The 25,716-nt window shown below is 61.6% G+C and carries 18 protein-coding genes; 14 read left to right on the forward strand and 4 right to left on the reverse strand.

The annotated features are described in order from the left end of the window. The first annotated feature begins 97 nt into the window (after positions 1–97). The 3 genes from NKI31_RS18555 to NKI31_RS18565 all read left to right on the forward strand — a co-directional run bounded on the left by NKI31_RS18555 (position 98) and on the right by NKI31_RS18565 (position 4,280). The gene (locus tag NKI31_RS18555) at positions 98–2,812 is read left to right on the forward strand and encodes an ABC transporter transmembrane domain-containing protein (RefSeq protein ID WP_352652284.1); all 2,715 of its coding nucleotides are present in this window, start codon (positions 98–100) and stop codon (positions 2,810–2,812) included. Positions 2,813–2,846: 34 nt separating this feature from the next. Next, a complete protein-coding gene (locus tag NKI31_RS18560; protein ID WP_023672144.1) occupies positions 2,847–3,314 on the forward strand; it encodes a cyclic nucleotide-binding domain-containing protein in 468 nt (155 codons plus the stop codon). 111 nt (positions 3,315–3,425) lie between these two features. Beyond that, entirely contained in the window at positions 3,426–4,280 is an 855-nt protein-coding gene (locus NKI31_RS18565) for an MBL fold metallo-hydrolase (RefSeq protein ID WP_352652285.1), read from the forward strand. Position 4,281: 1 nt separating this feature from the next. Here NKI31_RS18565 and NKI31_RS18570 read toward each other — a convergent pair whose 3' ends face one another. After that, complete coding sequence (locus NKI31_RS18570; RefSeq protein WP_352652286.1) at positions 4,282–5,040, reverse strand: polysaccharide deacetylase family protein; 759 nt, start codon at positions 5,038–5,040, stop codon at positions 4,282–4,284. Continuing rightward, entirely contained in the window at positions 5,037–6,125 is a 1,089-nt protein-coding gene (locus tag NKI31_RS18575; RefSeq protein WP_352561063.1) for a glycosyltransferase family 4 protein, read from the reverse strand. The genes NKI31_RS18570 and NKI31_RS18575 overlap by 4 nt, the downstream gene beginning before the upstream one ends. 74 nt (positions 6,126–6,199) lie before the next feature. Between NKI31_RS18575 and NKI31_RS18580 the strand changes: the two genes are divergently transcribed. The 7 genes from NKI31_RS18580 (at position 6,200) to NKI31_RS18610 (ending at position 15,766) form a co-directional block, all read left to right on the forward strand. Continuing rightward, entirely contained in the window at positions 6,200–7,378 is a 1,179-nt protein-coding gene (locus NKI31_RS18580; protein WP_027050460.1) for a DUF3095 domain-containing protein, read from the forward strand. A 299-nt stretch (positions 7,379–7,677) separates the two neighbouring features. Continuing rightward, complete coding sequence (locus NKI31_RS18585; protein ID WP_023672139.1) at positions 7,678–9,018, forward strand: adenylate/guanylate cyclase domain-containing protein; 1,341 nt, start codon at positions 7,678–7,680, stop codon at positions 9,016–9,018. A gap of 151 nt (positions 9,019–9,169) precedes the next feature. Further along, positions 9,170–11,065, forward strand: coding sequence for an ABC transporter ATP-binding protein (locus NKI31_RS18590; RefSeq protein ID WP_352652287.1), 1,896 nt, complete (start codon positions 9,170–9,172; stop codon positions 11,063–11,065). Continuing rightward, positions 11,062–12,960, forward strand: a complete 1,899-nt coding sequence (locus NKI31_RS18595; protein ID WP_023740137.1) for an ABC transporter substrate-binding protein — start codon at positions 11,062–11,064, stop codon at positions 12,958–12,960. Before NKI31_RS18590 ends, NKI31_RS18595 begins: the two co-directional genes overlap by 4 nt. Positions 12,961–12,962: 2 nt before the next feature. Then, the gene (locus NKI31_RS18600) at positions 12,963–13,961 is read left to right on the forward strand and encodes an ABC transporter permease (RefSeq protein WP_352652288.1); all 999 of its coding nucleotides are present in this window, start codon (positions 12,963–12,965) and stop codon (positions 13,959–13,961) included. Then, on the forward strand, positions 13,958–15,139 hold the full coding sequence (locus NKI31_RS18605; RefSeq protein ID WP_031193182.1) for an ABC transporter permease: 1,182 nt from the start codon (positions 13,958–13,960) through the stop codon (positions 15,137–15,139). Before NKI31_RS18600 ends, NKI31_RS18605 begins: the two co-directional genes overlap by 4 nt. 147 nt (positions 15,140–15,286) lie before the next feature. Next, positions 15,287–15,766, forward strand: a complete 480-nt coding sequence (locus tag NKI31_RS18610) for a class I SAM-dependent methyltransferase (protein ID WP_023672134.1) — start codon at positions 15,287–15,289, stop codon at positions 15,764–15,766. 15 nt (positions 15,767–15,781) lie between these two features. Here NKI31_RS18610 and NKI31_RS18615 read toward each other — a convergent pair whose 3' ends face one another. Further along, positions 15,782–17,197: an adenylate/guanylate cyclase domain-containing protein gene (locus NKI31_RS18615; protein ID WP_023685078.1), complete on the reverse strand. Its 1,416-nt coding sequence runs from the start codon at positions 17,195–17,197 to the stop codon at positions 15,782–15,784. 301 nt (positions 17,198–17,498) lie between these two features. Here NKI31_RS18615 and NKI31_RS18620 point away from each other — a divergent pair, with 301 nt between their 5' ends. The 3 genes from NKI31_RS18620 (at position 17,499) to NKI31_RS18630 (ending at position 20,348) form a co-directional block, all read left to right on the forward strand. Then, positions 17,499–18,320, forward strand: a complete 822-nt coding sequence (locus NKI31_RS18620; RefSeq protein WP_352652289.1) for a hypothetical protein — start codon at positions 17,499–17,501, stop codon at positions 18,318–18,320. Positions 18,321–18,456: 136 nt separating this feature from the next. Next, positions 18,457–18,975 (forward strand): GNAT family N-acetyltransferase, encoded by a 519-nt coding sequence (locus tag NKI31_RS18625; RefSeq protein ID WP_352652290.1) that lies wholly within the window; start codon positions 18,457–18,459, stop codon positions 18,973–18,975. Next, entirely contained in the window at positions 18,975–20,348 is a 1,374-nt protein-coding gene (locus NKI31_RS18630) for a hypothetical protein (protein WP_352652291.1), read from the forward strand. Before NKI31_RS18625 ends, NKI31_RS18630 begins: the two co-directional genes overlap by 1 nt. A 20-nt stretch (positions 20,349–20,368) precedes the next feature. Here NKI31_RS18630 and NKI31_RS18635 read toward each other — a convergent pair whose 3' ends face one another. Continuing rightward, complete coding sequence (locus NKI31_RS18635) at positions 20,369–22,132, reverse strand: adenylate/guanylate cyclase domain-containing protein (RefSeq protein WP_352514266.1); 1,764 nt, start codon at positions 22,130–22,132, stop codon at positions 20,369–20,371. 290 nt (positions 22,133–22,422) lie between these two features. On the opposite strand from NKI31_RS18635, the gene NKI31_RS18640 reads away from it, so the two are divergent. Beyond that, positions 22,423–25,707: an adenylate/guanylate cyclase domain-containing protein gene (locus tag NKI31_RS18640; protein WP_352652292.1), complete on the forward strand. Its 3,285-nt coding sequence runs from the start codon at positions 22,423–22,425 to the stop codon at positions 25,705–25,707. Positions 25,708–25,716 lie beyond the last annotated feature (9 nt).

Genomic DNA, 25,716 nt, shown 5'->3' on the forward strand with positions numbered 1-25,716 from the left:
CCGCTTTGAGCTCGTCGTTGGCGGCGAAGACATGGCCGATACACCATTTGCCAGCAGGTGCCTTTACATTCCGCATCCTTCAAACTGACAATCGCATATGGAAACCAGCCTAGCCCGCTATATCTGGACGCACACCAGGAAGCAGCAGCTCTGGATATTGATGATCGTCGTGCTTTCGATGGTCCCGTATTTCATGTCGTTCGACCTGCCGAAGCTGATCGTCAACGGCCCGATCCAGGGCAAGGGGTTCGAGCAACCGGGCGCGACCCTGCCATTCATGCGGTTGCACTATAACCTGCCGTTCATCGGCGAGGTCCAGTTCTTCTCCGGTTTTCAACTGGACCGCACCTCGACCCTGCTTGCGCTCAGCCTTGTGTTCCTCTTGCTGGTCGTCATCAACGGCTTGTTCAAGCTCTACATCAACACTTACAAGGGCCGGCTCGGCGAACGCATGCTGCGGCGTATTCGTTTCGATCTGGTCGATCGTGTGCTGCGGTTTCCGCCGGTTTACTTCAAGCGGGTGAAATCCGCCGAAGTGGCGACCATGGTGAAGGACGAGGTGGAGCCGCTGGGCGGCTTCATTGGCGATGCCTTCCTGCAGCCGGTGCTGCTCGGCGGCCAGGCGCTGACGGCCATGCTGTTCATCATGGTCCAGAACGTCTGGCTCGGAATGATAGCGGTCGTGATCGTGGCGATCCAGATCGTGCTTATCCCGCGAATGCGGCGGCGGCTGCTCGTGCTCGGGCGCCAGCGGCAGTTGACGGCGCGCGCGCTTTCAGGCCGGGTTGGCGAAATCGTCGACGGCATCGGCGCGGTTCACGTCCACGATACGTCGAACTACGAGCGCGCCGACATAGCAGCCCGGCTCGGGCTCATCTTCAAAATCCGCTTCGATCTTTACCAATGGAAATTCATGGTAAAGTTCCTCAACAATTTTCTCGCGCAGCTCACGCCCTTTCTGTTTTACATGATCGGTGGCTATCTGGTCATCCAGGGGCGGTTGGATGTCGGCCAGCTCGTGGCCGTGATCGGCGCTTACAAGGACTTGCCCGGACCGATGAAGGAACTGATCGACTGGGATCAGGACCGGCAGGATGTCCAGGTCAAATATCAGCAGGTCGTCGAACAGTTCACCGTCGAGAATATCATCGCGCCGGAAATCGGAGCACTGACGGTCGACGATCCCGATCCGATGACCAAGCCGCTGTCGGCGGTCAGCCTGTCGATAGCAGACGATGGCGGCGCAATGCTCCTCAATCGCATCTCGCTCGAGGTCAAGCCGGGTGAGACGGTGGCGCTGGTCAGCACCGCAACAGGGGGAGCGGAGGCGCTTGCGGAAGCCTTTGCGCGGCTGACCTGGCCGGACAGCGGAAGGATCGTTTCGGGCTCCGATGACTTGCTCGATCTCCCCGAAGCCGTGACCGGCCGGCGCATGTCCTACGCTTCGTCGGATGTTTTCCTGTTCCAGGCAAGCCTGCGCGACAATTTGCTCTACGGGTTGAAGCATGCGCCGCTGACATCGGTGACATATGACGGCGCCGCGGCGGACCAGCACCGTTGGAATATCGACGAGGCGCGCCGGTCGGGCAATCCGGATCTCGATATCCGCAGCGACTGGATCAACTATGCCTCCGCCGGCGCCACCGGCCCGCACGACCTCTTTGAAGCCGTGCGCCGGGTGCTCGACGCGGTTCTTCTGTCGCGCGACATTCTGGATCTAGGCTTGCGCTCTTCGGCCGACCTCAAGCGCCACACGAAGCTTGCCGGGCGGATCGTCGAATTGCGTGCGGCGCTGCGAACCCGGTTGGAGGAAGAAGGCCTGAGCGCGCTGGTGGTTCCTTTTGAACCGGGCGCCTACAACAAGGAAGCGACGATCGGCCAGAACCTGCTCTTCGGCGCTGCGGCCGGCCCCGAACTGGCTCACAAGGCACTGGCGTCCAATCCCTATTTTGCTTCCGTGCTGAAGCAAGCCGGCCTCGACCGCACGCTCTACGAAATGGGCATGGAGATCGCCGAACAGGCGATCGAGCTGTTTGCCGACCTGCCGCCCGAACACCAGTTCTTCCAGCAGCTCGCCTTCATGAGCGCCGAGGAGATACCCGCCTACGAAACCTTGCTGCAACGGCTCAAGAATCGCCCCTACGATGCGGTTTCGGAGAACGACCGCGCCATGATGGTCACCTTAAGCTTTGCCTATATCGAGCCCCGGCATCGCTTCGGCCTGTTGACCGACGAGCTGATGAGCAAGATCATCGCTGCACGCAACCAGTTCTATGAAAACCTGCCGGCCGAGCTGGAGAAAGCTGTCGAACGGTTTGACCCTGCCAAATACATCGCCGCGGCCACCGTCATGGACAACGTCCTGTTCGGGCGTGTCGGCAACAACCATCCCGACGCGCCGGACCGTATTCGCTCCATCGTCTATGATATTCTTGACGAACTGGGGCTTTATGCCGAGCTTCTGGATGTCGGCCTGGACTTCAACGTCGGCGCCGCCGGCAGGCGGCTGACCGGCGGACAGCGACAGAAGCTCGATGTTGCCCGCGCCTTGCTCAAGCGTCCCGATTTCCTCATTCTCAATCGGCCGCTGTCGGCGCTCGACCAGCGCGTGCAGGACAAGGTGCTGCGGAATGTGCTCGACGAAGCCGGACGCGACGGCCATTCGCCGGCAATTGTGTGGGTGGTGACGAATCCGGCAATGGCGGCGATGTTCGATCGGGTTGTGGTCTTTGACTCAGGCCAATTGGTGGAAGACGGAACACACGAGACACTCTTGGCGGGAAACGGTATCTTCAAGGAACTTGTGTCATAGTCTGGCAAACGCGAATTCAGGAAGGTTTGCGACAATGCTGCTCAAGGATGAAGTTGGAATGCTGCAACGCGTTCCCTTGTTCTCTGGCATCGAGCCGACAAAGCTCAAGCTGCTCGCGTTCACGTCCGATCGCGTGAACTACAGTGCCGGCCAGATTCTTTTCCGGCAGGGCGACGAGGCAGACGCCGCCTATGTCATCCTTTCGGGCAGCGCGGATATTCTGGTCGATTCCGACAATGGGCCGATCAAAGTTGCTGAATTGCTGCCAAATTCGATCGTTGGCGAGATTGCCATATTGTGCAACAGCTCCCGTACTGCCACCGTCAAAGCGGCAAGTGAGCTGGAGGCCTTGAGGATCCGCAAGGACCATTTCCTGAGGCTTATGAAGGAGTTTCCCGAAATGACCATCGAAATATTGCGGGTTCTTGCCGATCGGCTAAGCAGTACGACCGCGGACCTGATCGACGCACGAACGGCCGAGAGCGATTCACAGTTGCACTGAAACGGCGAGCCGCTCTGTTTCTTTGTTTTGATGCAGTTTCCGGAACCGTGTCACACCTTTCCTGGAACGACTCTGGCAGCAGTTGGTTGGCTACGATGGGCGAAAGGGTGCATGGACGACGATTTCTTCCTTGTCAGGTTTTGGGGCGTGCGCGGCAGCATTGCGGTGTCGGGGCCAGAATTTGCTCGCTATGGCGGCAACACGATCTGCATCGAGATGCAATGCGGCAAGCATACGCTTCTGTTCGACGCGGGCTCCGGCTTGCGGCCTGCCGGCAGGACGCTTCGGGCGGCGGGCGTCACCGATTTCGACCTGTTTTTCACCCATTGCCACTACGACCACGTCATCGGGCTGCCGGCTTTCAAGCCTATTTATGAACGAGGCATCAAAGTTACGCTTTGGTCCGGGCATCTCGCTGGACGCATGACGACGCGGCAGATGGTCGATGAATTCATTCGGCCGCCATGGTTTCCGGTGACACTCGGTGTCTGCAAGGCGAGCCTCGACTGCCGCGATTTCACATCCGGAGACGTGCTTCGGCCGCGCGAAGGGGTGGTGGTGCGAACCGGTAGTCTTACCCATCCGGGCGGCTGCATCGGCTACCGGGTCGAATGGGGTGGCCGCGTCGTGGCGGTCATCACAGACACCGAGCACGAGCCGGGCAAACTCGACCAGGCGGTGCTCGGCCTGATCAGAGGTGCCGACCTCGTCATCTACGATTGCACCTACACCGAGGAGGAAATGGAGCGCTACCGCGGCAACGGGCACTCGACATGGCAACAGGGCGTCAAGCTCTGCGAAGCGGCCGGCGCGCGCGGGCTTGCGCTGTTTCACCACGATCCGGCACGCACCGACGATGAGCTGGACGAGATGGAGAAACTGGCCAAAGACAGATTTGCCGGCGCTTTTGCGGCGCGCGATGGCCAGACGCTCACATTTCCAACTTCAGTGAACAAAAAGCGCTGAGCTATTTTCCGGCGCTGCGTTCGGTCAATGTGCTGATCGGAAGCCATGCGCAGGCTTCGGTCCGCGCGGTGATCGTGAACAGCCGTTCGAGGAAAAGCCATGCCGATTCATCATGGACGAGATGGTGGGTGAGCAGGCCGACCGGTTCGCCGCCGTCGAATGCACCCTGCAATTGCGCGACGATGGCCTGAACCAACAGACCATGATCGCGGCAGCCGCGCGTGCCATGCCAATCCATGATGTCGACATTGCTGTTGATGACCGCCAGGGAAGCCGGCCTTGGCGGCCCGAACACCGACAATGCCGCAAATCCTATCGATCTAAGGTCGGGTACCAGGCCGGCGTCGATCCGGTTCCAGGGCGGCACCAGCATCGGAACCGCACGTGCGCCGTGCAGGTCGGTGACACGCGATAGCCCGCCGGCCAGCTCATCCAGCACCACCTCGCGTGGCCGATGCGCGCCGAGCTCCTGCTTTTTTTGACCCTCGGGGGCATGATTTCGGTGCGCCCAGCCATGAATGGCGACCGTGGCATGCGGCGCCGCGTCAAGCCGGACGACAAGCTTCCCGTCGGTCTGGGCCGGAATGACGGCCAGAGTGACCGGAACCGCGAAGTCACCGGTGAGGTCGAGCAACCGATCGAGCGCCGGCGTAGGATCCACGGCGTCATCGTCGCGCAGCCAGAACTCTGCCTTGCGGCCCGCCCGTTGCCGGTGCGCCAGCTCGTCCACCAGGGGCTGCCAAATCGGGTCGGATGTCATGACAACGGGATCATCTTGAGAAGTTCCGCCAGACGGGCCTTTGCAGCACCGAGAGAGCGTTCTTCGAGAACGAAACGTCTGGCCTCTGCAGCCATGATGGTTCTTTCGTCATTGTTGGCCAGAAGCCTTGCAATTGCGGAAGCTAACGCCGCTACATCGCCTGGCGGGGTGAGAAACCCGGTCTGGCCATGCCGCACGACCTCCGGCACGCCGGCAATGTCCTGAGCCACCACCGGAAGGCCGGCGGCCTGTGCTTCAAGATAGGCAATGCCATAGGCCTCGCCGTAACCCGGCCAGACGTAGATTCCCCCGCGATAGAGGACATCCGGCACGGCGACCGGCTCAATCGCGCCAAGCCATTCGATACGGTCGGCGGGCAAGCCGGCGAATTGCGCCTTTACCTCGTCACGGGCAGGTCCGTCCCCGACGACCGACAGCGTCCAGGGGAGATGGCCGATCAACCCGAGCGCCTGCGCCAGCATGCGATAGCTCAAGACCTTGTCGCCCGGGCGCATCATGGCGACGGTCACGAGGCGCGTCGGATAATCCAGTACCGGCATTTCGTGGAATGCCGATGTGTCGATGAAGGGTGAAAGCATACCGAGAGCGGCGTGGGGAACAGCATCCGCCAGCCCCTGGCGATCCCTTTGCGTGAAGCAGATGTTCAGCGCCGCCTGTTCGATGGCTCGCGCCACCAATGCCTGGCTATCGGCCCACGAACCGGCGTTGCGCCGTTCGGAATAAGAGGCTTCGGCCGTCACATAGGGGACGGCAAAGGCCAACGCCAGCTCGGGCCCGATCAGGTCGGGCGCCTTGTAGTAGGGATGATAGGAGAACCAGAGATCGGGCTTGCCGTCACGGTCCCAAAGCCTCGTCAGTCGCGCGGCTTCGTCCCGCGCCTCGATGACGAGCGCATCGAAACTTTTCGGTTCCGGCTGGCGTAGATAGAAGCGCAACTCCGATGCCAGTTCGACGCTATGCCCGCCATGCTGCAGCGCCTGGACCAGCATCCGTGCCATCTGGCGGTCGCCGGAGACAACGGGATGATTGGGCGACTTCAGCGGGGCGTAGAAGGCAATTCGCATCGCGCGATCCTATCATCGCAAAGCCTGCCCAAGTCAATTTCGAGGCATGATCGACTTCACCTTCAAGCGCTGGAATGTGCTATCTGATGCTTATGGAAACAGCTGTCGCGTCCGACCCGTTCGTCGCTTCTTTGCCGGTCTTCGCAAAGTTCGAAAGCGTTGCCGATATCGACAACTATCGGCCTCTCCCCGATGGCTGGGCGCTGGCCACCGCCGACATCGTCGGCTCGACCAAGGCGATCGAAGCCGGGCGCTACAAAACCGTCAATATGGCCGGCGCCAGCGTCATTTCGGCGCTGCTCAATGCACTGGGCCGGCAAGATCTTCCCTTCGTCTTCGGCGGCGACGGCGCGCTCGTGGCGTTTCCCGGCTCGGCGCTGGAGATCGCCCGTAACGCGCTGGCTTCTGTCCAGAGATGGGTGGCGGACGAACTGGACCTGACCTTGCGTGCCGCAATCGTGCCGATAAAGGACATAAGAGCGCAAGGCCTCGACGTTCGCGTGGCGAGGTTCCAGGCCTCCGAAGCAGCCTTCTATGCCATGTTCGCCGGCGGCGGCGGCAGTTGGGCGGAAGCCGAAATGAAAGCCGGGCGCTACCGCGTCGACCCCGCCCCGGCCGGCGCGCGGCCGGATCTGACCGGCCTCTCCTGCCGCTGGAACCCGATCGAAGCCCGGCATGGCGAAATTGTCTCGATCATAGCCGTGCCCGGGGCATCGCGCGACTTGCGTGGTTTCCAGTTTCTGGCTTCCGACATCATCACCCTTGCCGGCAGGCAGGAGCGCGATGGCCACCCGGTGCCGGTGGACGGTCCGGCCTATAGTCTCCTGCCCGCCGGCCTCGATGTCGAGGCACGGGCCACGGCGCCGCCGGGGCGGCGGTGGCTGGCCAAGCTGTGGGTGATCTTCCTGATGACGCTTACGGCCGTCACCGACAAATTGGGCTGGACGATCGGCGGTTTCGATCCGAAGGTCTACAAGCGCGAGGTGGCCAGCAATTCGGATTTCCGCAAGTTCGACGACGGCTTGAAGATGACCATCGACGTCGACGCGGATGTGTTGCAGCGGATCGAGAACCGGCTGAAACAAGCGGAAGAGGCCGGCATCTGCAACTATGGCCTGCACCGCCAGAAGTCGGCCTTGATGACATGCCTCGTCATCTCGCCGCTGCAGCGCGATCATGTTCACTTCATCGATGGCGCCGCCGGCGGCTATGCAATGGCTGCCGCAAGCCTGAAGGCGAAGGCGCCGGTCTGATGACAGCTTGGGGAATCGATTTTCCGCAATGCGCCGCGGCCATGGTTCTTGGGACCCGGCGAGCCCAACGGTGCCTGAGCCGACCAATTATTTGCGCGATGTCAGGATCGGGATTGCACTTCGCCGGCAGCCTCGCCACATAGTGTTGCAGGTGATTTGTGCGGTCGACGTCTGCTTGCTTCCTGCAAGGACAGTCATTCGGGATATTCTTCGCCGGCTTCTGCCCCCGAAGCCGGCTTCATTGACTTCATTTTGCGGATCAAAGGAGATGGCTCGTCTTCGACGGGTTTCGAGATAGCATGAGCACAGCGCAAGCAGAAATTTCCAACATTCTCATGGATAAGGTTGCCGATTGGCTGACGCAATCGGCGCTGGCGGGCGACGACCTGGAAACATTGGTCAAGGGTTTTTGTGAACGGCTGGCTGCTGCCGGCCTGCCGCTGAAGCGGGTGCATTTGAGCTTTTCGATGCTGCATCCGCTTTATGACGCGCTCGGTTTCACCTGGATTCGCGGCCAAGGCCTGGAAGTGGAAGGCTTCCGGAGTGAGAACGGCGTCCATTCCGACAGATTCCTGACCAGCCCATACTACCATCTGCTCAGCAACAAGCTCGACCATCTGCGGCGCCGGCTCGACCCGTCGGTGCGGTCGGAGTTTCCTGTTTTCGATGAGCTCAGGCTTATGGGCGTCACCGATTACATGGCTTTCGTCCATCCCTTCAACGGCGATACAAGTCAGGGCATGTTGGGGTCCTGGTCCACGGACAGTGCTTCAGGCTTCAGCGACAGCATGATTTCGGCGCTGCTGCGGATCCAGAACCATCTCGCCATTGCAAGCAAGATGGCGGTGCTCACCAAGCTCGCCGACAACATGATGACCACGTATCTCGGCGGTGACGCCGGCAGGCGCGTGCTGGACGGCCAGATCAAGCGCGGCGAGGGCGACACAATCCGGGCCGCGCTGGTGATGGGCGATATGCGTGGGTCGACAAGGCTCGCCGAAACCTCCGGCCGCGAAGTCTATATCGATACGCTGAACCAGTTTTTCGATGCCATCGCAGCACCTTTCAATCGCAAAGGCGGGCAGATCATGAGTTTCCTGGGGGATGGATTCATTGCCGTCTACCCCTGCGAAAGGCACCGCGCGCAGTCAGAGATCGCCTGCCAGGCTGCTCTTGCGGCTGCGCACAAGGCCAGCATGCGCATGATGGAGCTCAATCTGCGCAGAAAAGAGCAAGGACTGGGCGACATAAAATTTGGTATCGGCCTGCATGTCGGCAATGTGATGTTCGGCAATGTCGGGCTTACCGACCGACTCACATTCTCCGTCTTCGGCTCGGCTGTAAACGAGGTCCAGCGTCTCCAGACCCTCACCAAGAAATATCCGCACAGCGTTCTCGCCAGCAAGGACTTCGCCGGTTATTGCGGGGCCAACAGTTGGCTGACGCTCGGCGAGGAGGAACTGGCGGGCAGCAAGCAGAAGCTGACGGTGCTTTCACCCGATCTGTCGGGTGCTCTCGCACTCGATGAAGACGCTGCGCTGCAGCCGTTTCACGATCGGATATCGGACGCCGAGCAGGTCATGCTGCTTCATCGCGATGCCGCGCGGCTGTCGGCGGGCGACCGGAGGAAGCTCCAGTAGTCACCACCATCCGATCTGGACGCCCTGGTATGCTGTCCGGCCGCCGGTCGCCGGGGAATTCGTTTCGAATCCAAGTTGCTCTGCGCTGACAATGCGCTAGTCTTGCTTTTTGGGGCCGGTCGGGAGGCGCCAGATTGGGGCTGGTGTGGGAATGGATGCAGGCGTTGATCTGCTGCGGATCGAGGATGTTGGCATCTCTTTTGCCATTGTCGGGGGACCGTTGCATGCCGTCAGGCGGGCAAATCTTCGCGTCCTGCCCGGCAAGGTCACCGCACTTGTCGGTGAGTCCGGTTCCGGAAAATCGGTTCTCAGCCAGGCCGTGATGGGCATCTTGCCGAACACGGCCCATGTTCGCGGCCGTATCCTGTTTTCCGATCCCAAAAAGCCCGGCACGACGCAGGATATCCTGCAGATGCCGCGAGACGGACCCGAAATCCGGGCGTTGAGAGGCAGCCGCATCGGCAAGATCTTTCAGGAGCCGATGACGTCGCTGTCGCCGCTGCACACGATCGGCAACCAGGTCAGCGAATCCCTGCAGATTCATACGCACATCGATCGGACGGAGCGCAAGGCACGGACCGAGGAAATGCTCGGCCTAGTCGGGTTTCCCAATCCCAAGCGCGCCTACGACATGTATCCATTTGAACTTTCGGGAGGATTGCGGCAACGCGCCATGATCGCCATGGCGCTTATCTGCCGGCCCGCTCTGTTGATCGCCGATGAGCCGACGACGGCGTTGGACGTCACCATCCAGGCGCAAATCCTGCAATTGCTTCGTGGGCTCCAGACCAAGCTCAACATGGCAATGCTGCTGATCACGCACGACCTCGGCGTGGTCGCCAATGTCGCCGACGAGGTGGTCGTCATGTACCATGGCGAGATCATGGAAGCGGGCCCTGTGGAGGCAATATTCCGCCGGCCAGGCCACCCTTACCTGAAGGGCCTCATGGCAGCCGTTCCGCATTTCGACCTGAAGCCTGGCGAAAGGCTGAAGGCGCTCCGCGAGGTGCCGGTGAATGTCGGGACCCTGCTGGGCAAGCAGACGGCGCCGGAAGCGAAAGGGCCGGACGACATTCTGCTGTCGGTCAGGGATCTGAAAAAGGTCTACACCATCCGCAACTCCGGATGGTTCAGCGGGAGCAATCAAACCTCTGTTCGCGCCGTGGACGGCGTGAGCTTCGACATCAGGCGGGGTGAGTGCCTGGGCCTGGTTGGCGAAAGCGGCTGCGGCAAAACCACCGTCAGCAAGATCCTGATGCGGGCCGTCACCCCTACCGGCGGCTCCGTGATCTTCAACGGCCGCGACGGACCGATCGACGTCCTGGAAGCAGAGGGAGACGCCCTGCGCTTGCTGCGGGCGAAACTCCAGATGGTCTTCCAGGATCCGGTTTCGTCGCTTTCGCCTCGCATGACAGTGGAAAACATCTTGAGCGAGCCGCTGGAAATCCATCAACGTGGCAATGCCGCGTCCCGGCTAGCCACAGTCAAGAGCCTGATGCAGGCAATCGGGCTCGATCCGCGCTTCATCCAGCGTTATCCCCACAGCTTCTCCGGCGGGCAGCGTCAGCGTATCGGCATTGCGCGCGCGTTGGCGCTGGGGCCTGAGCTGCTGATCTGCGACGAGCCGGTTTCGGCGCTCGATGTCTCCGTGCAGGCGCAGATCCTGAACCTTCTGAAGGACCTGCAGAAGGAACTGGGCCTGACCTACCTGTTCATATCCCACAATCTTGCGGTGGTGGACTACATGGCGGACCGCATCGCTGTGATGTGCGGCGGGCGTATCGTCGAGCTTGCACCGCGCGAAATTCTGCTCAGGAAACCGATCCACCCCTACACGCGCTCACTGCTCGCCGCAGTCCCCTTCCCTGATCTCGACCGGCCGATGGATTTCAAGATGCTGAACCTCGGCGGCGCTTCCGACACCAGCGCATGGGGACCGCAATTCCACGACGAGGGTGAGGAGGATACGCTGTCGCCGATCGATCTTGGCGGCGGCCACCTCGTGCTGGCCCGACGTTCGGCCGATATCAGCGAGCTACGCCATTGATCAGTCGTCGCACCGTCCTTGGACTGATGGCTTCGGCACTTCTTCCGGGCACGGCGCGTGCCGGAGATCTGGAGCCGGATTTTCTTCAGCCGCAGCTGACGGCCAAGGCGTTGCCGGCACTCGCTGAGCGCTTGCCCAAGAGCCCGCGCGCGTTGAACCTCGCTGCGATGGGCCGGCAGCCCGGCCAGTATGGCGGCACGCTGCGTACGATCATCGGCAGCCAGAAAGATATCCGGATGATGACGATCTACGGGTATTCCCGGCTGGTCGGTTATGACGAAAAACTTAACTTGCATGCCGACATTCTCGAAAGTTTCGACGTAGCGGATGATCGCATCTTCACTTTCAAGATACGGGAAGGCCATAAATGGTCCGACGGCAGCCTGCTGACGCCGGAGGATTTTCGCTATTGCTGGGAAGATGTCTGGCTGAACGATGAGCTTTCGCAAGGGGGGCTCGCCCCGACCCTGCTGGCGGACGGCCAGCCGCCGCGCTTCGAGATCGTCGATCCGCTGACGGTGCGCTACAGTTGGGACGCGCCCAATCCCGACTTCCTGCCCAAGCTCGCTGCTGCCGCGCCGATATCGCTCGTTCTGCCGGCCGCCTATCTCAAGCAGTTCCACAAGAAATACCAGGATCCATTCCGGCTCGCCGGCCTGATGAAGGAGAACCGGGCCAAGAAATGGACGCTCCTGCATATCCGCATGTCGCGGCAGTATCGCCCAGAGAACCCGGAATTGCCGACGCTCGATCCCTGGCGGAACCGGACCAAGCCGCCAGCCGAGCAGTTTATCTTCGAGCGCAACCCGTTCTTTCATCGAATAGACGAGAATGGCCGGCAACTGCCCTATGTCGACCAGATCATCATGAATGTCAGCTCGTCGGCGATCATCTCGGCCAAGACCGGTGCGGGGGAGAGCGACCTGCAATGCATGGGAATTGACTTCAGCGATTACTCCTTCCTGAAGGATGCGGAGAAGCGCTACCCGGTGAAGATGCATCTATGGAAACGCACTCAGGGCTCGCGGCTGGCGCTGCTGCCCAATCTGAATTGTGCCGACCCGGTGTGGCGTGCCCTTTTGAGAGACGTGCGCGTGCGCCGCGCACTTTCGCTTGCTGTAGACAGGCGTGAGATCAACATGGCCGTGTTCTATGGATTGGCGCAGGAAAGTGCCGATACGGTGTTGCCGGAGAGCCCGCTCTACCGGCCGGAATACGCGAAAGCCTGGATCGCCCATGATCCCGACAAGGCCAATGCCCTGCTAGACGAGGTCGGGCTTCAGGCCCGTGACGATGACGGCGTGCGGATGCTTCCGGATGGACGCTCTGCGCAGATCATCGTGGAAACGGCCGGCGAAAGCACGCTGGAAACCGACGCGCTCGAACTTATCACCGATCACTGGCGCAAGATCGGCATCGCTTTGTTCATCCGGACTTCGCAGCGCGACATCTTCCGCAGCCGCGCGCTTGGCGGCCAGATCATGATGTCGATGTGGTCGGGCATCGACAATGGCGTGCCGACCGCCGACATGAATCCGTACCAACTGGCCCCCACCATCGACGACCAATTGCAGTGGCCGCTCTGGGGTGCTCACTATCTGTCCCATGGCAAGATGGGTGAGGCGCCCGATCTTCCTGAAGTGGTCGAGTTGATGGCTTTGCTCAAGCGATGGAACGGATCGACCGAAGCCAGCGAGCGCGCCGAAATCTGGAACTCCATGCTGTCGATCTACACCGATCAGGTGTTTTCAATAGGCACGGTGAACGCAACGCATCAGCCGATTCTGGTATCCTCGCGGCTGCGCAACCTGCCTGACAAGGCACTTTTCGGCTATGACCCGACCTCCTATTTCGGTGTCTACATGCCGGACACATTCTGGCTTGGAGGCTCCTGAGCGTGCTTCGATATCTTGTCTGGCGCATCGCCGTGATGGTTCCAACGCTGCTGGTCATATCGGCGCTGGTGTTCACCATCATCGAACTTCCACCGGGCGATTATTTCGACAGCTATGTCGCTGAGCTTCGGGCCCAGGGCGAAGCGGTGGATTCCGACCGCATCCAGATGATGCGCAAGGAATATGGTTTCGACCAGCCGCCGGTCATTCGCTACTTCTACTGGGTGGGCGGGATGCTGCACGGCGATTTCGGCTATTCCTTCGAATATGAGCTGCCGGTTCGCGACGTCGTCGGCGACCGAATGTGGCTGACCGTGCTGGTTTCCTTCGTCACGATCATCTTCACCTGGCTCATCGCCTTTCCGATCGGCATGTACTCCGCCACGCATCAATACAGCTGGGGCGACTACGGCCTGACTTTCTTCGGCCTTCTCGGCGTTGCCATTCCGAATTTCATGCTGGCGCTGATCCTGATGTATTTCGCCAACATCTGGTTCGGCACGTCCATCGGCCACCTCATGGACCAGCAATATCTCGGCGAGCCGATGAGCTGGGCCAAGGCGAAGTCGATCCTCGCCCATCTCTGGATCCCGGTCCTGATCATCGGCACCGGCGGCACGGCGAGCATGATCCGGCGGCTGCGCGCCAATCTGCTCGACGAACTGCACAAGCAATATGTCGTTACGGCGCGCGCCAAGGGCCTGCATCCGTTCAAGGCGCTGGTCAAATATCCGCTGCGCATGGCGCTCAACTTCTTCATTTCCGACATCGGCTCGATCCTGCCGGCCATCATCTCCGGCGCTGAGATCACGGCTATCGTTCTGTCTTTGGAAACGACCGGGCCGATGCTGATCAAGGCGCTGCAAAGCCAGGATATGTATCTGGCAGGGTCATTCCTGATGTTCCTTGCCTTCCTGACGGTTATCGGCGTGCTGATTTCCGACCTGGCGCTGGCGCTGCTTGATCCACGAATTCGTTTGCAGGGTGGCAGCACCAAATGAAGCAGGACTCGCCGCTGCCCGCTCCGGGTGCTCCACTGCAACACTACATTTCCGGCGCGCCTTTCGACCTGCAGTCGGTCGAGGCGATGACGCCGGAGCAATCGAAGGTCTTTCAGGCATCGCAGTTGCGGCTGATGTGGTGGAAATTCCGCAAACACCGGCTTGCGCTTATATCCGGCATATTCCTGGCAGTGCTGTATTTAGGGATACTGATCTGCGAGTTCCTGGCGCCCTACAATCTGCACTCGCGCAACATGGACTACATCTATGCGCCGCCGCAGCACGTGCACCTGTTCCACAATGGCGAGTTCGTCGGGCCGTTCGTCTATGGCCGCCAGATGACGCTGGATATGGACACGCTCAAGCGGAACTACATCGAGAACCACGACGACGTTCAACGGCTCCGTTTCTTCTGCAAGGGCGACACTTATCGGTTCTGGGGCCTGATCGAAGGTGACAGGCATTTTGTCTGTCCTGCCGAAAACGGGCAGCTGTTTCTGGCCGGCACCGACAGGCTGGGGCGCGACGTGCTCTCGCGCATGATCTATGGCGCACGCATTTCACTGACTATCGGCCTCGTCGGCATCAGTTTCAGCTTCCTGCTCGGCATCGTCATCGGCGGACTGGCCGGCTATCACGGCGGTATCTTCGACTTGATCGTCCAACGGATAATCGAAGTCCTGCAATCGATTCCCAGCATTCCGCTATGGCTGGCCCTGGCGGCGATCATGCCGATAACGTGGAGTCCGATCCTGATCTATTTCGGCATCACCGTCATCCTCGGGCTGCTCGACTGGACCGGACTGGCGCGAGCCGTGCGTTCAAAGCTTCTGGCCTTGCGCGAGGAGGATTACGTTCTGGCCGCGCAGTTGATGGGCGCGGGGAGCAGCCGCATCATCAGGCGGCATCTCATTCCCGGCTTCATGTCGCATCTGATCGCGACGGCGACGCTCTCCATCCCTGGCATGATCCTGGGCGAAACGGCGCTGAGCTTCCTCGGGCTCGGCTTGAGGGCGCCGATAACCAGCTGGGGCATCCTGCTCACCGAGGCGCGCAGCGTCAGCGTGATCGCGTTCTATCCATGGCTGCTTTTGCCGATGCTGCCCGTCATCCTCGTCATCATGGCGTTCAACTTCCTCGGCGACGGCTTGCGGGACGCCGCAGACCCCTACAAGTGATATCGCTGTTCCACCGCCCGGCCTGCCGAACACTCCACCCGGTATGACGCTTGTCGGCGGCCGGTTGCGTTATTGCAGGGTTCGTCGTTCGCCTTTATATGCAGCAAGCCTCGATCGGGGCTGCTGGTTCAGGACACACAATCGCATATGAGTCGCCTCGATAATTTCATCAGCAGGATGACCGCGCAGCGCGACATTCTCAATCGAATCTGCCCCGAGGTGGCGAAGATGGAGGGGCTTGTGCTTGAGCTCGGCCTCGGCAATGGCCGGACATTCCACCATCTGCGCGAGCTTCTGCCCGGGCGCCGGATCGTGGTGTTCGACCGCGAAGTTGGCGCGCACACTAGCTCAATTCCCGAAGCTGAAAACCTCGTGCTCGGCGAAATACGCGAGACGGGCCGCAAGTTCATTGGCATCGAAGCCGCCCTTGTTCATGCCGACATTGGCACCGGCTATGACGATCGCGATGCAGTGACCGCTACCTGGCTTCCCGATCTGATTGCGAGCCTGCTTCGCGTCGGCGGCTTCGCGGTCAGTGGCACGCCGCTCGATCACCCGCTGCTGCAACACCTCCCGGCGCCCACTTCGGAGCCCGCCGACCGTTATTTCCTCTGCAAGCGCGTGTGAGCGGTAGAGAACTCTTCAGGGGATCGTATAAACCGCAATCTCCCGCTCGATGCCGCGCAGCGAGACCTCGTGCGGCACGGGCGTCAGCGCGTTCCTGTGCAACAGATCGGCGGTGAGATTATCGTCGACCACCGCACGCGTGGCGAAGATCGCCTGTGCGTTGGCGAGGTTCTGGACCCGCGAAGCAATGTTGACCGTCTGGCCGAAATAATCCTGCCGCTCGTTCATGGACACGGCTATGCAGGGGCCGGCATGAACACCGATCTTGAGCAGAAGGTCCTCGCGCCCGCTTTTGTCATTGAGCGCCCGCATGGCGTCGCGCATCCGCAGCGCCGCGGCAATCGCACGGTCAGGCGTCGCGAAGGTCGCCATCACCGCATCGCCGATCGTCTTCACAACCGCGCCTGCCTCCGCCGCGACGATCTCGTGCAGAACCTGGAAATGCTCGCGCACGAGATCGAAGGCTGAAAGATCGCCCACCCGCTCGTAAAGCTCGGTCGATCCGCGCAGATCGGTGAACAGGAAGGTCAGGCTGGTGATCTTCAGGCGCTGGTTGATGTCGAGCGTATCCGTGCGATAGAGATCCCGGAACGTCTGGTTGGTGAGCAGGCGCTTGGCGGTCACGAAGGGCCGGCGCTTGCCCAGGAAATCATGCAATACCGGGCAGGCGATGAAGACCGTCGGCAGCACGCGCGTGTCGGTCCTGTTTTCCAGCGAAATGCGCAATGGGCCGGGTTGCATCTCCAGCGTCTGGCTCTGGACATGGTCGCGGTCGAAGGCCAGAGAGAGGTTTCGCCGCTCTTTTGCCGGTTCGCCCTTCGCGTCGATGAACTGGGCCGAATGCGTGACCGGCTCGAAGACGATGATGAATTGGGGCGGAAGCTGGATGTGCAGAACCGCCTTTTCACCGGGCGCAAGCTCGATATCTTCCAGCGAGAACGCTTCCATCTTTTCCGCCAGATCCTCGTCCGGCAGATCGGCCCCGGACGCCCAGTAGATCTGGCGGTAATATTCCACCAACGGCAGTTCGTGTGGATTGTGGGCGGCAATCCTGCGCACGCGGGGACTGACGGTGAATGTCACCTCGACCATCTCGTCGAGGGTCGGCGAATAGCCCTGGGAGCACAGCGCGCAGGTGTATTCGTCCTTCTGCATGGTTTTCAGCGTGGCGTTGGTGTCGAGCACGCCGCCACAGCCGGGGCACAGAACATTCCAGGAAATGTCGAAGATGCCCACCCGCGCCGCATGGAGAAAGGCGCTTATGGTGCGTTCCTCGTCGAGGCCATGCTTGCTGGCGAAGGCGAGCGCATTGATGCGGCAAAGTTCGCGGTCCTTGCCCTCGGCGATGGTTTGCCGGATTGCGTCGATTGCCTGCGGATCGACATCGGTCGATTGCCGCAGAAGCGAGAACAGATCCTGAGCTTCGGTCATCGTGCAGGCTCCGGAAATTGCGCCGCTAGAGCATGATGCCGAAAAGTGTGAAGCGGTTTTCGGACGACATCATGCTCTATTTCCTGATTTAGAGGCGGATTCAGATTTCAGGTCGGACAGACCTGAAATCATCCGGCTCTAGGCGTGTTGGCCGGACCGATCTTCGACCCGAACGCTCCATCATACTGCGAAACGGACCGTACGGCCATTCGAATGGACAAGCCTGGTGACAGGTCAATTTCCATTTGTTGAATTCCAAACTATGATAGCCCATGGGGCATTCATCTCTGGGGTTTTCTCCATGCCGACACGCGACAACCCGCCATTTCCGGCGGCCCTTCGCCTTTTCTCGGCGGGGGTCATCATCGTCCTGATCGTTGGGGCCGGCCTGTTTTTCGCGCCTGCGCTGGTCAAGCCGCGCTGGCCCTGGGCCGTCACGCCGTTCAATGCCCGCTTCCTCGGCGGCTTCTACACCGCCGAAATGGCAGTGATGGCGGTGCTGCTGGTCTGGAATCGCTGGTCGCCCGGCAGGCTTGTGCTGGTCATGGCCTTCATCTTCACCGTCATCGTGTCGGCGGCTTCGTTCATCAACCTTGGCTATTTCAACTTCGAGCGCAAAGCCCCCTGGCTATGGTTTCTGGTCTATCTTGCGTCGGCCGCTGTATCCGCGCTGTTCCTGTGGCGGGCAAGGGCCCGCCCTTCTGCAAAAGGCGTGATCTTAAACCCCGCATGGCGCGCCTACCTACCGGTGGAGATGGCGATCCTCGGGCTCTACGGCGTCGGCCTGTTGCTGTTTCCCCTGACATTCGGTGGCTTCTGGCCGTGGCCGATCGATGCCTTCCACGCCCAGGTCTACAGCGCCATCTTCCTGGCGGGTGCCGGCGGCACCTATCTCGTCTGGAGAAGTGCGCCGCGCGAGGAACTGCTGGTGCTCGGCCTGGCGCAGTTTCTAGTTGGCCTGCTTGCTGTTCTTGGCCTCTTCATCACCGACGCCGCCGTGCACCGGATCGACTGGACGGCGGCCGGGACATTGTGCTGGCTCGCCCTTTTCGGCTGGATCGGCATCAGCGGTATCCTCAAACTCTACGCCGCCCACCGGCATTTTGCCGCGCAATCGGCATAGGTCGCAGAGACGGCTGGATTTTCAGGTGACGTCCGGTGCATCGTTCCGGGCATATTGCCTCTGTCCTTTGTTCTGACGCAATTCCGGACGGAAAACCGCTCACACTTTTCCTGGAATTGCTATAGCCGGAAAAGCCATGACCAGCACGCCACCCCTAGAGAAAATCCAGCCGCAGCTCCGGGCCGTCCGGCCAAGCGATGCCGAGGCGCTTTGCGCTATCTTCAATATGCCGGGCTTCCGCTGGGGCACGCTCAGGATGCCGTTCGAGATGGTGGAGCAGGTGGAGCGGCGCATCGCCAAGTCCGGCCCGGAAACCACCTGGATCGTTGCCGAGCTGCACGGCAAGGTTGTCGGCCACGGCAGCCTGGTCGCGCAGGGTTCGCCGCGCCGCTCGCATATCGGCGAGATCAATATCGGCCTCGACGATGGTTTTGTCGGCAGAGGCATCGGCTCTGCCATCCTAGGCGCGCTGCTTGACGTGGCCGACAACTGGCGCGCCCTGAAGCGGGTCGAATTGAGCGTCTATGCCGACAACGAACCGGCCATCCGTCTCTACACAAGCCATGGCTTCGAGGTCGAGGGACGGCATGTGAAGGCCGGTTTTACCGACGGGCAATACCACGACCTCCTGAGCATGGCCCGGCTGCGGTTCTGATGACCACCGTCCCTGCCCTTGCCCCTCCGGTGGACATTTTGGCCGTGCTGTCGCTGCTCTGCCCGGAGGTCGTGCGTGACATCGAGCAGAACTGGAATGCGCCGGTTTCCGATTATGCCCGCCATCTGTGGCGGCCGGTGGCAAGGCCTGCATCGGCCCCGTCGATCGCTGCCCGCTCGATCCTGCGCGACGTCCTGCAGCAGCGCCTCGGTGCGATCATGCAGCCCGAAGCGATCGGCAAGGCCCTCGACGAATTCGACCACAGACCGGTTATCCAGTCCGGCCTGCACTGCCTGCTTCTGATGGATCGCATCACCTTCGATGCCCTGCTGCTTGCCTGGCTCGGCGCGGTCGAAAACGGGCTGTCGGCTTTTTTCGGCTTCATGGGAACGACCATGACCATGGAGACAACCGGCCGGGAGGGGCCGGGATGGCTGGATGTCGGCGACGACAAGGTCAATTTGTTTGGCATGGGCCGCCACAAACTGTGCCGCAAAAGCGCCTGCGCGGCCGGTCCCGTCGCCCTCAACGGGCGCGCGCTCGAAACGGTGGGCAATGAGACGGATGCCAGAAGCTGGCTCGGCACGCTGCTTGCCAGCCAGGACAAGGTATTTGCAACAGCCGCCGATGCGCTGACAGAACTCAACGAGCATCTGGTCGCCGATTGGGATCGTTCCGGCATGGCTCGGCCGGTTTTCGTCGATGATAGGCTGGCCGCGACTGTCGTTTCGCGGCATCTGGAAGATGAAGGCAGCCTTCTTTCCAGGCTGCTCCTCGAGCCCGCAAGGCGCCGGCGTCTCGACCATGCCTTGCAAGAAGCCGCATCGGGCCCATTTGGCAGGTTCCTGCCCAATGCCACGGACTATTTCTGGGGCATCCGCGAGCAGCGCGTGCGCAAGCTCGTCCTCGAGAAGGGGCGGCTGATCGAGCCTGACAGGCCGCATGGTCTTTCCATCCCGTTCGAGCGGCCGCATCTCCAGCAGGCACTGCTGGACGGCCTGCTTTTGCCGGACTTGTTCCTGATGTTCCTCGCCCTTGCCATATTGCCGCGCGTGCGGGTCGTGGGCGGCCTGAGACAGATTGGCTATGTCGCGCTTTTCCACTCGATCCTGCTGGCTGCGCTGGATGAAAACGCGCCAGAAGAGCGCGATCTGGCCGCCGAGTTGCAGGTTCGGGAAAATGCCTGGGGCATGCGGGTCATCGATGAAAAGATCTCGGTCCGCGAGCAGCTTGCCGGCCTGCCGGAAGGGGCGCTCTTCCCGGACCTGCTGCGGCAATACCGGTTGCGGACATTTGCCGAGACGACCGACGACCTGAAACCGGTTCGCGAAAACGCCCGATGGCGCAAGATCGGCCGGGCCTCAGGCCTCTGATCCGGCCGGGCTTTAGCCCGTCATTGCACCACGCCGGCCTTGCGGAGCCCCTCGACCATGAGTTCGAAATCGGCAGGGTTCTTGTAAGGCAAGACTTTGCGACGGTGTTCCAGCGAATAGGCGGGGTTGACGCGAAGCAGGTCCTGCCATGCCGCATGGGCCTGCTCCAAACGGCCCAGATGGCCGTAGCATGCGGCCAGAAGCGCACGCGAGACGTCGGTGACAGCGTTGCGAGCCAGCCGTTGCAGCAAGAGGTCGACGGCCTCTTCGTACCTTCCCAGTTGAAACGATGCCAAAGCCTGGAAGTGCAGAAGCACATCCGGAAAGTATGGATTCAAGGTCTTTCCCCGGGCGAAACTCTCTAGCGCCTCCGCGGGTCTACCCGAATAATACAGCGCCTCGCCGCGGGCGACGTGCGCTTCGGCGAAGTTCGGATTGAGGGCTATCGCGCGCTCGACCTCGCCGATGGCTTCATCGTGCCGCCGTGTGTAAAGCTTGGCCGATGCCAGTGCCCAGTGCGCCCAGGGATCGCTGTCATCCAGCGTTACCGCTCGCGTTGCTGCCTCTTCCGCTTGCGCCATCGAGTCCGACGCACCCCACCTGTTGAGGTAATCGAGCCCGTGCGTGAGGGCTAGGAAAGCGTGGGCAGAGGCAAATTTCGCGTCCAGTTCGATGGCCCGCTGCAAGAGCTCGCGGGCCGCGACGTTCGTGTCCTTCGTCAGCCGGTGCCACAGCTCCCGGCCCCGCAGGAAACAGTCATACGCCTCCGGGTTGCGCTGGTGTTCGGGCGCCAGCCGCAGACGGTCATCCTCGGTCAGATTGAGCGCCAGCGCACCGACGATGTGCTGCGTCACGTCATCCTGCACGGCGAATATGTCGGTCAGATCGCGATCGAACCGCTCCGCCCAAAGATGGCCGCCTGAGATTGCATCGATGAGCTGCGCGGTGATGCGTACCTTGTTCCCCGACTTGCGTACGCTGCCTTCAAGGACATAGCGCACGCCGAGCTTCGTGCCGACATCCTGCACATGGACGTTCTGGCCCTTGAAGATGAAGGACGAATTGCGAGCGATGACGAAGAGCTGTGACAGTTTGGACAGCGCCGTGATGATGTCTTCGGAGATGCCGTCGGCGAAGTAGTCCTGTTCGGCATCACCGCTCATATTGGCGAACGGCAGCACGGCGATCGACAGTTTCGGCGGCGCTGCCGCAGCCGGAGGGCTCGTCGGGGTTTGCGAGGTCGCGGCCACCTTGGCCCCGGCGCCGACTTGCAGCGAATACACTCGGATCGGCTCGGCGATGTTCTTGAGCTGTGTGCTGCCGAGATCGCTGACCGAGAGGTCAAGCCTGGCCTTGACCTGGCGATAGGCATCCTCGGACAGGCAGATGGCGCCGGGCGCCGCAACGCCCTCCAGACGCGAGGCGATGTTGACGCCGTCACCCATCAGGTCGCCATCGCTCTCTTCGACCACGTCGCCCAGATGGATGCCTATCCTGAACTCGATGCGGCGCTCCTGCGGTACGCCGGCATTGCGCTCAACCATACCGTTTTGAATCTCAACGGCGCAGCGCACGGCATCGACCACACTGCGAAACTCAACCAGTGCCCCATCTCCGGTACGCTTGATAACCCGCCCGTGGTGCACTGCAATGATCGGATCGATCAGGTCGCTGCGCAGTGCCCGCAACCGCGCCAAGGTACGATCTTCGTCCGCGCTCGCGAGCCGGCTGTATCCGACCACATCTGCAGCCAGGATTGCGGCCAGCTTACGGTTCTCGCTCATGGGTCGCCTCCTCATCTCCATCATAGCAGGAAGACGGCGGGACGAGGGAATTTTCGCAAATCACGGCCACGCAGCCGCCCGTATCGGCAGTGCTCCACCGCCGAACCCAGACCGATGCCCATTTGCGCTGCCGCTTGCCGGTTGACGACTATCGGTTCATCCTTGTGAATACCCCGGCCGTGACGAGCGTGGCGAGATCACGCGTCATGGCCCAAGGTCAAAGAGATAGAGCATGATGTCGTCCGAAAACCGCTTCACACTCTTCGGCATCATGCTCTGGTGAGGTGTCCATGAACTGCTCGGGCTGCGGTTTCGAGATCGAGGGCGGTTACGCCTTCTGTCCGAAGTGTGGCCGCCGCCAGCCCGTGCCATGCGCCAGTTGCGGCTACGCCTGCGCACCTGATTTCGAGTTCTGTCCTAAATGTGGGGCAAGCGTCGGTGCGTCCGCAAAAGCTGCCGAACGGCCTGCTCCGACACCAAGCCGCACCATTGCGCAGCCCTCTCGAGCTCCATCGCCGAACATCGAAAGCGAAGAGGGGCCGCATTCCGTCTCCGACGCCGATCGACGAACGGTAACGGTGCTGTTCGCCGATCTCTGCGGCTTCACGACACTCAGCGAGCAGCTCGACCCCGAGGTCATGCAGGCGCTGCAGAACGAACTGTTCAAGGAATTGACGGCGGCCGTGCAAGGCTTTGGTGGTTTCGTCGACAAATTCATCGGCGACGCTCTGCTCGCCTTGTTCGGTGCGCCGGTCGCGCATGAGGACGATCCGGAACGTGCGCTTCGAGCCGCTCTCGACATGATCGCCCGGACGGCGCGGCTCGGTGAAAGCACCCGCCACTCCGGCTCGCCGCTGCTGCTCCACATAGGCATAAACACGGGTCCGGTCGTTACTGGCGGATTGGGCATCGGCACCGCGAAATCCTATTCGGTGACCGGCGACACGGTGAATACGGCGCAACGCCTGCAATCGCTGGCTGCACCGGGTGAGGTGCTGGTGGGCGAACTCACGCACAGGCTGACCCGGCATGCCTTCTCGTACGAGTCGCTGGGCGATGTCGTCTTTCGCGGCAAGGCTGGCAGTGTGCTCGTCCACCGACTGGATGCACCGCTTGCGGCGCCGCGTGCAGCGCGCGGGCTCGAGGCGCTCGGCCTCAGTGCGCCCATAATAGGTCGTGATGCGGAGCTCAACAGAATGCTGGCGAGCCTTGACTTGGCGTGCGGCGGCTCGGCCCAGCTTGTCCGCCTCGTCGGCGAAGCCGGTATCGGGAAGTCGCGGTTGGTGAAGGAGTTCGTCGCCCGCGTCGGCGACGAGGATCGTTTTCGCAACGTCGCCGTGCGGCAGGCCACGTGCTCACCGCTGGGTGAACAATCATTTGGCGCCCTGGGTGCAGTGGTGCGCAGCGCTGCCGGGATGATGCAAAACGACAATGGGGACGAAATGCGGGGCAAGCTCGCAGCCTTGCTTGCCGATCTCGGCCTGCAGGGCGAGGAGGCGAAGCGGCTGATGCCTTTGCTCTACCATGTGCTTGGCCTCGGCGACCCCGATGCCACCTTGCAGCATGTCGAGCCCGAGCAGCTGCGGCGGCAAATTCTCTACGCGGTCCGCACAATCATGGAACGGCGGCTTGCGTTGTCGCCGCTGTTGATTGTCGTCGAAGACCTGCACTGGGCCGACTCCGTCTCGCTCGAGGCACTGCGTTTCTTGATGGACAGACTGGAACGCACGCGGCTGATGTTGCTGGTCACGCATCGTCCGGCGTCGGACAACGACCAACTCGACTCAAGTCGGGTCAGCCACACAGCGCTCAGGCTTTCGCCGCTCGACAGCGATGACGGACGCCGCCTGGTGGCGGCGCTTTTCGGCGAGAGCTGGGTAAACGCCGCAGGAGGGCTTCTCGACCAGATCCTCGAGCGCGCGGGCGGCAACCCGCTTTTCTTGGAGGAGATCGTTCGCGGCCTTATCGATCGCGGTGTATTGGTGCGCGAGGGCCAGCAATGGCGGACCGTGGCAGGCGAAGTCGCAACCGGCATCCCCGCCACGATCCAGGCAATGTTGCTTGCTCGCGTCGACCGGCTGCCGCAAGAGGTGCGCCGGTTGGCCCAGGAAGCCGCGGTAATCGGCCCGCGCTTCGATGCCACGCTTCTGAAAGCCGTGGCAGCCGACCCCGGCCGACTGGAAGCGGGCTGCGAACTGCTTTGCGATGCGGAAATCATCGAGGAAGTTGCCGGATCAGGCTCGGTCTCGTCGCAAAGCTACCGCTTTACGCAAACATTGCTGCAGGACGTGATCTACCAGAATCTGCTCCTGCAACGCCGGACCGACATCCACCGCCGGGTAGGTGCCGCCCTGGAGCAACTGTGCGGCGACAAGCCGGAACGGTTCGAGGATCTGGCCGTGCTCGGTCATCATTTCGCTCAGAGCGCCGAGCGGGAGAGGGGCGCGCATTACCTGCAGGCGGCGGGAGATCGCGCTCGCATGATATACGCCAATGACGACGCCCTTCGTTTCTACGAGCGAGCACTGACTGCGTTGGGCGCGATCGGGCAAACACCGCTCAAACTGGCAATTGCAGAGCGCATTGCCGATTTGAGCGGCCCGGCAGGCCGCCGCGAGATTGCACACCGCCACTACGAGGCGGTGCTGCAGGCCTATCGCGAGTCAGCCGATCGTGTCGCGGCGGCGCGCGTTTTGCGCAAGATCGGTCGGCTGTTTTGGGACGTGGGCAAGCGGGACGACGCGGAATCGCGCTACGCTGAAGCGGCAGCGCTCCTCGATGGAGCGGATGTCCCGATCGAGCAGGCGCATCTCTGGCAAGAACGTGGCCGACAGGCGTTCCGCAGCGGAGATCACACTCTCGCGGCAAAATGGGCAGACGCGGCGCTGGATTGCGTACGCTCTCTGACAACGGAACATGTCTCCGATGATGCCACCCTCGTGACCGCCGAGGCACTTAATACCAAGGCTGTTGCGCTGGCTCGCCTTGGGCGAAACCATGAAGCCGTGCGTGAGGTTGAGCGCAGCATTGAATTGGCCGAAGCCGCCGGTCTGCTGGGCGCGGCCTGCCGCGGCTACACCAATCTCGGGGTGCTCTACACGACCATCGATCCGGCGAAGGCGATGGAGGTCTGTCGGCGCGGTCTTGAAGTGGCGCGCCGTATTGGCGATTTGGGTTTCCAGGCGCGCCTCCTCGCCAATCTGGCGGTAGCTTGTTGTACTTTCACGGATCGCTGTCCAACGGAGGGCGTGCCTGCTGCCGAGAAGGCCATCGAGATTGACCGGGCGCTCGACCAGCGCGAGCACCTGCCAGTGCCGTTGATCGTGCTTGGGCAGATCCACCAGTGCAACGGCCATCCGGAACTGGCGATCGGCTTGTTCCACGAAGCACTGGAGGTAGCCCGCGAAACGGGCGAGCCCCAACTTCTGTTTCCGTGCTATGATGGACTCGCAACGCTTAATCTCGACCTCGACAATCTGGCCGAGGCCGAACGCTACTTTTCCCTGGCGCAGGGTATATGCGCCCAGCACGGGCTCGACCCGGAAGCGCTTGTGGTGCTGCCTTTTCTCGACTAGCCGGGATAG

The sequence above is a fragment of the Mesorhizobium sp. M0659 genome (genome assembly GCF_040320605.1).
Lineage (GTDB): Bacteria > Pseudomonadota > Alphaproteobacteria > Rhizobiales > Rhizobiaceae > Mesorhizobium.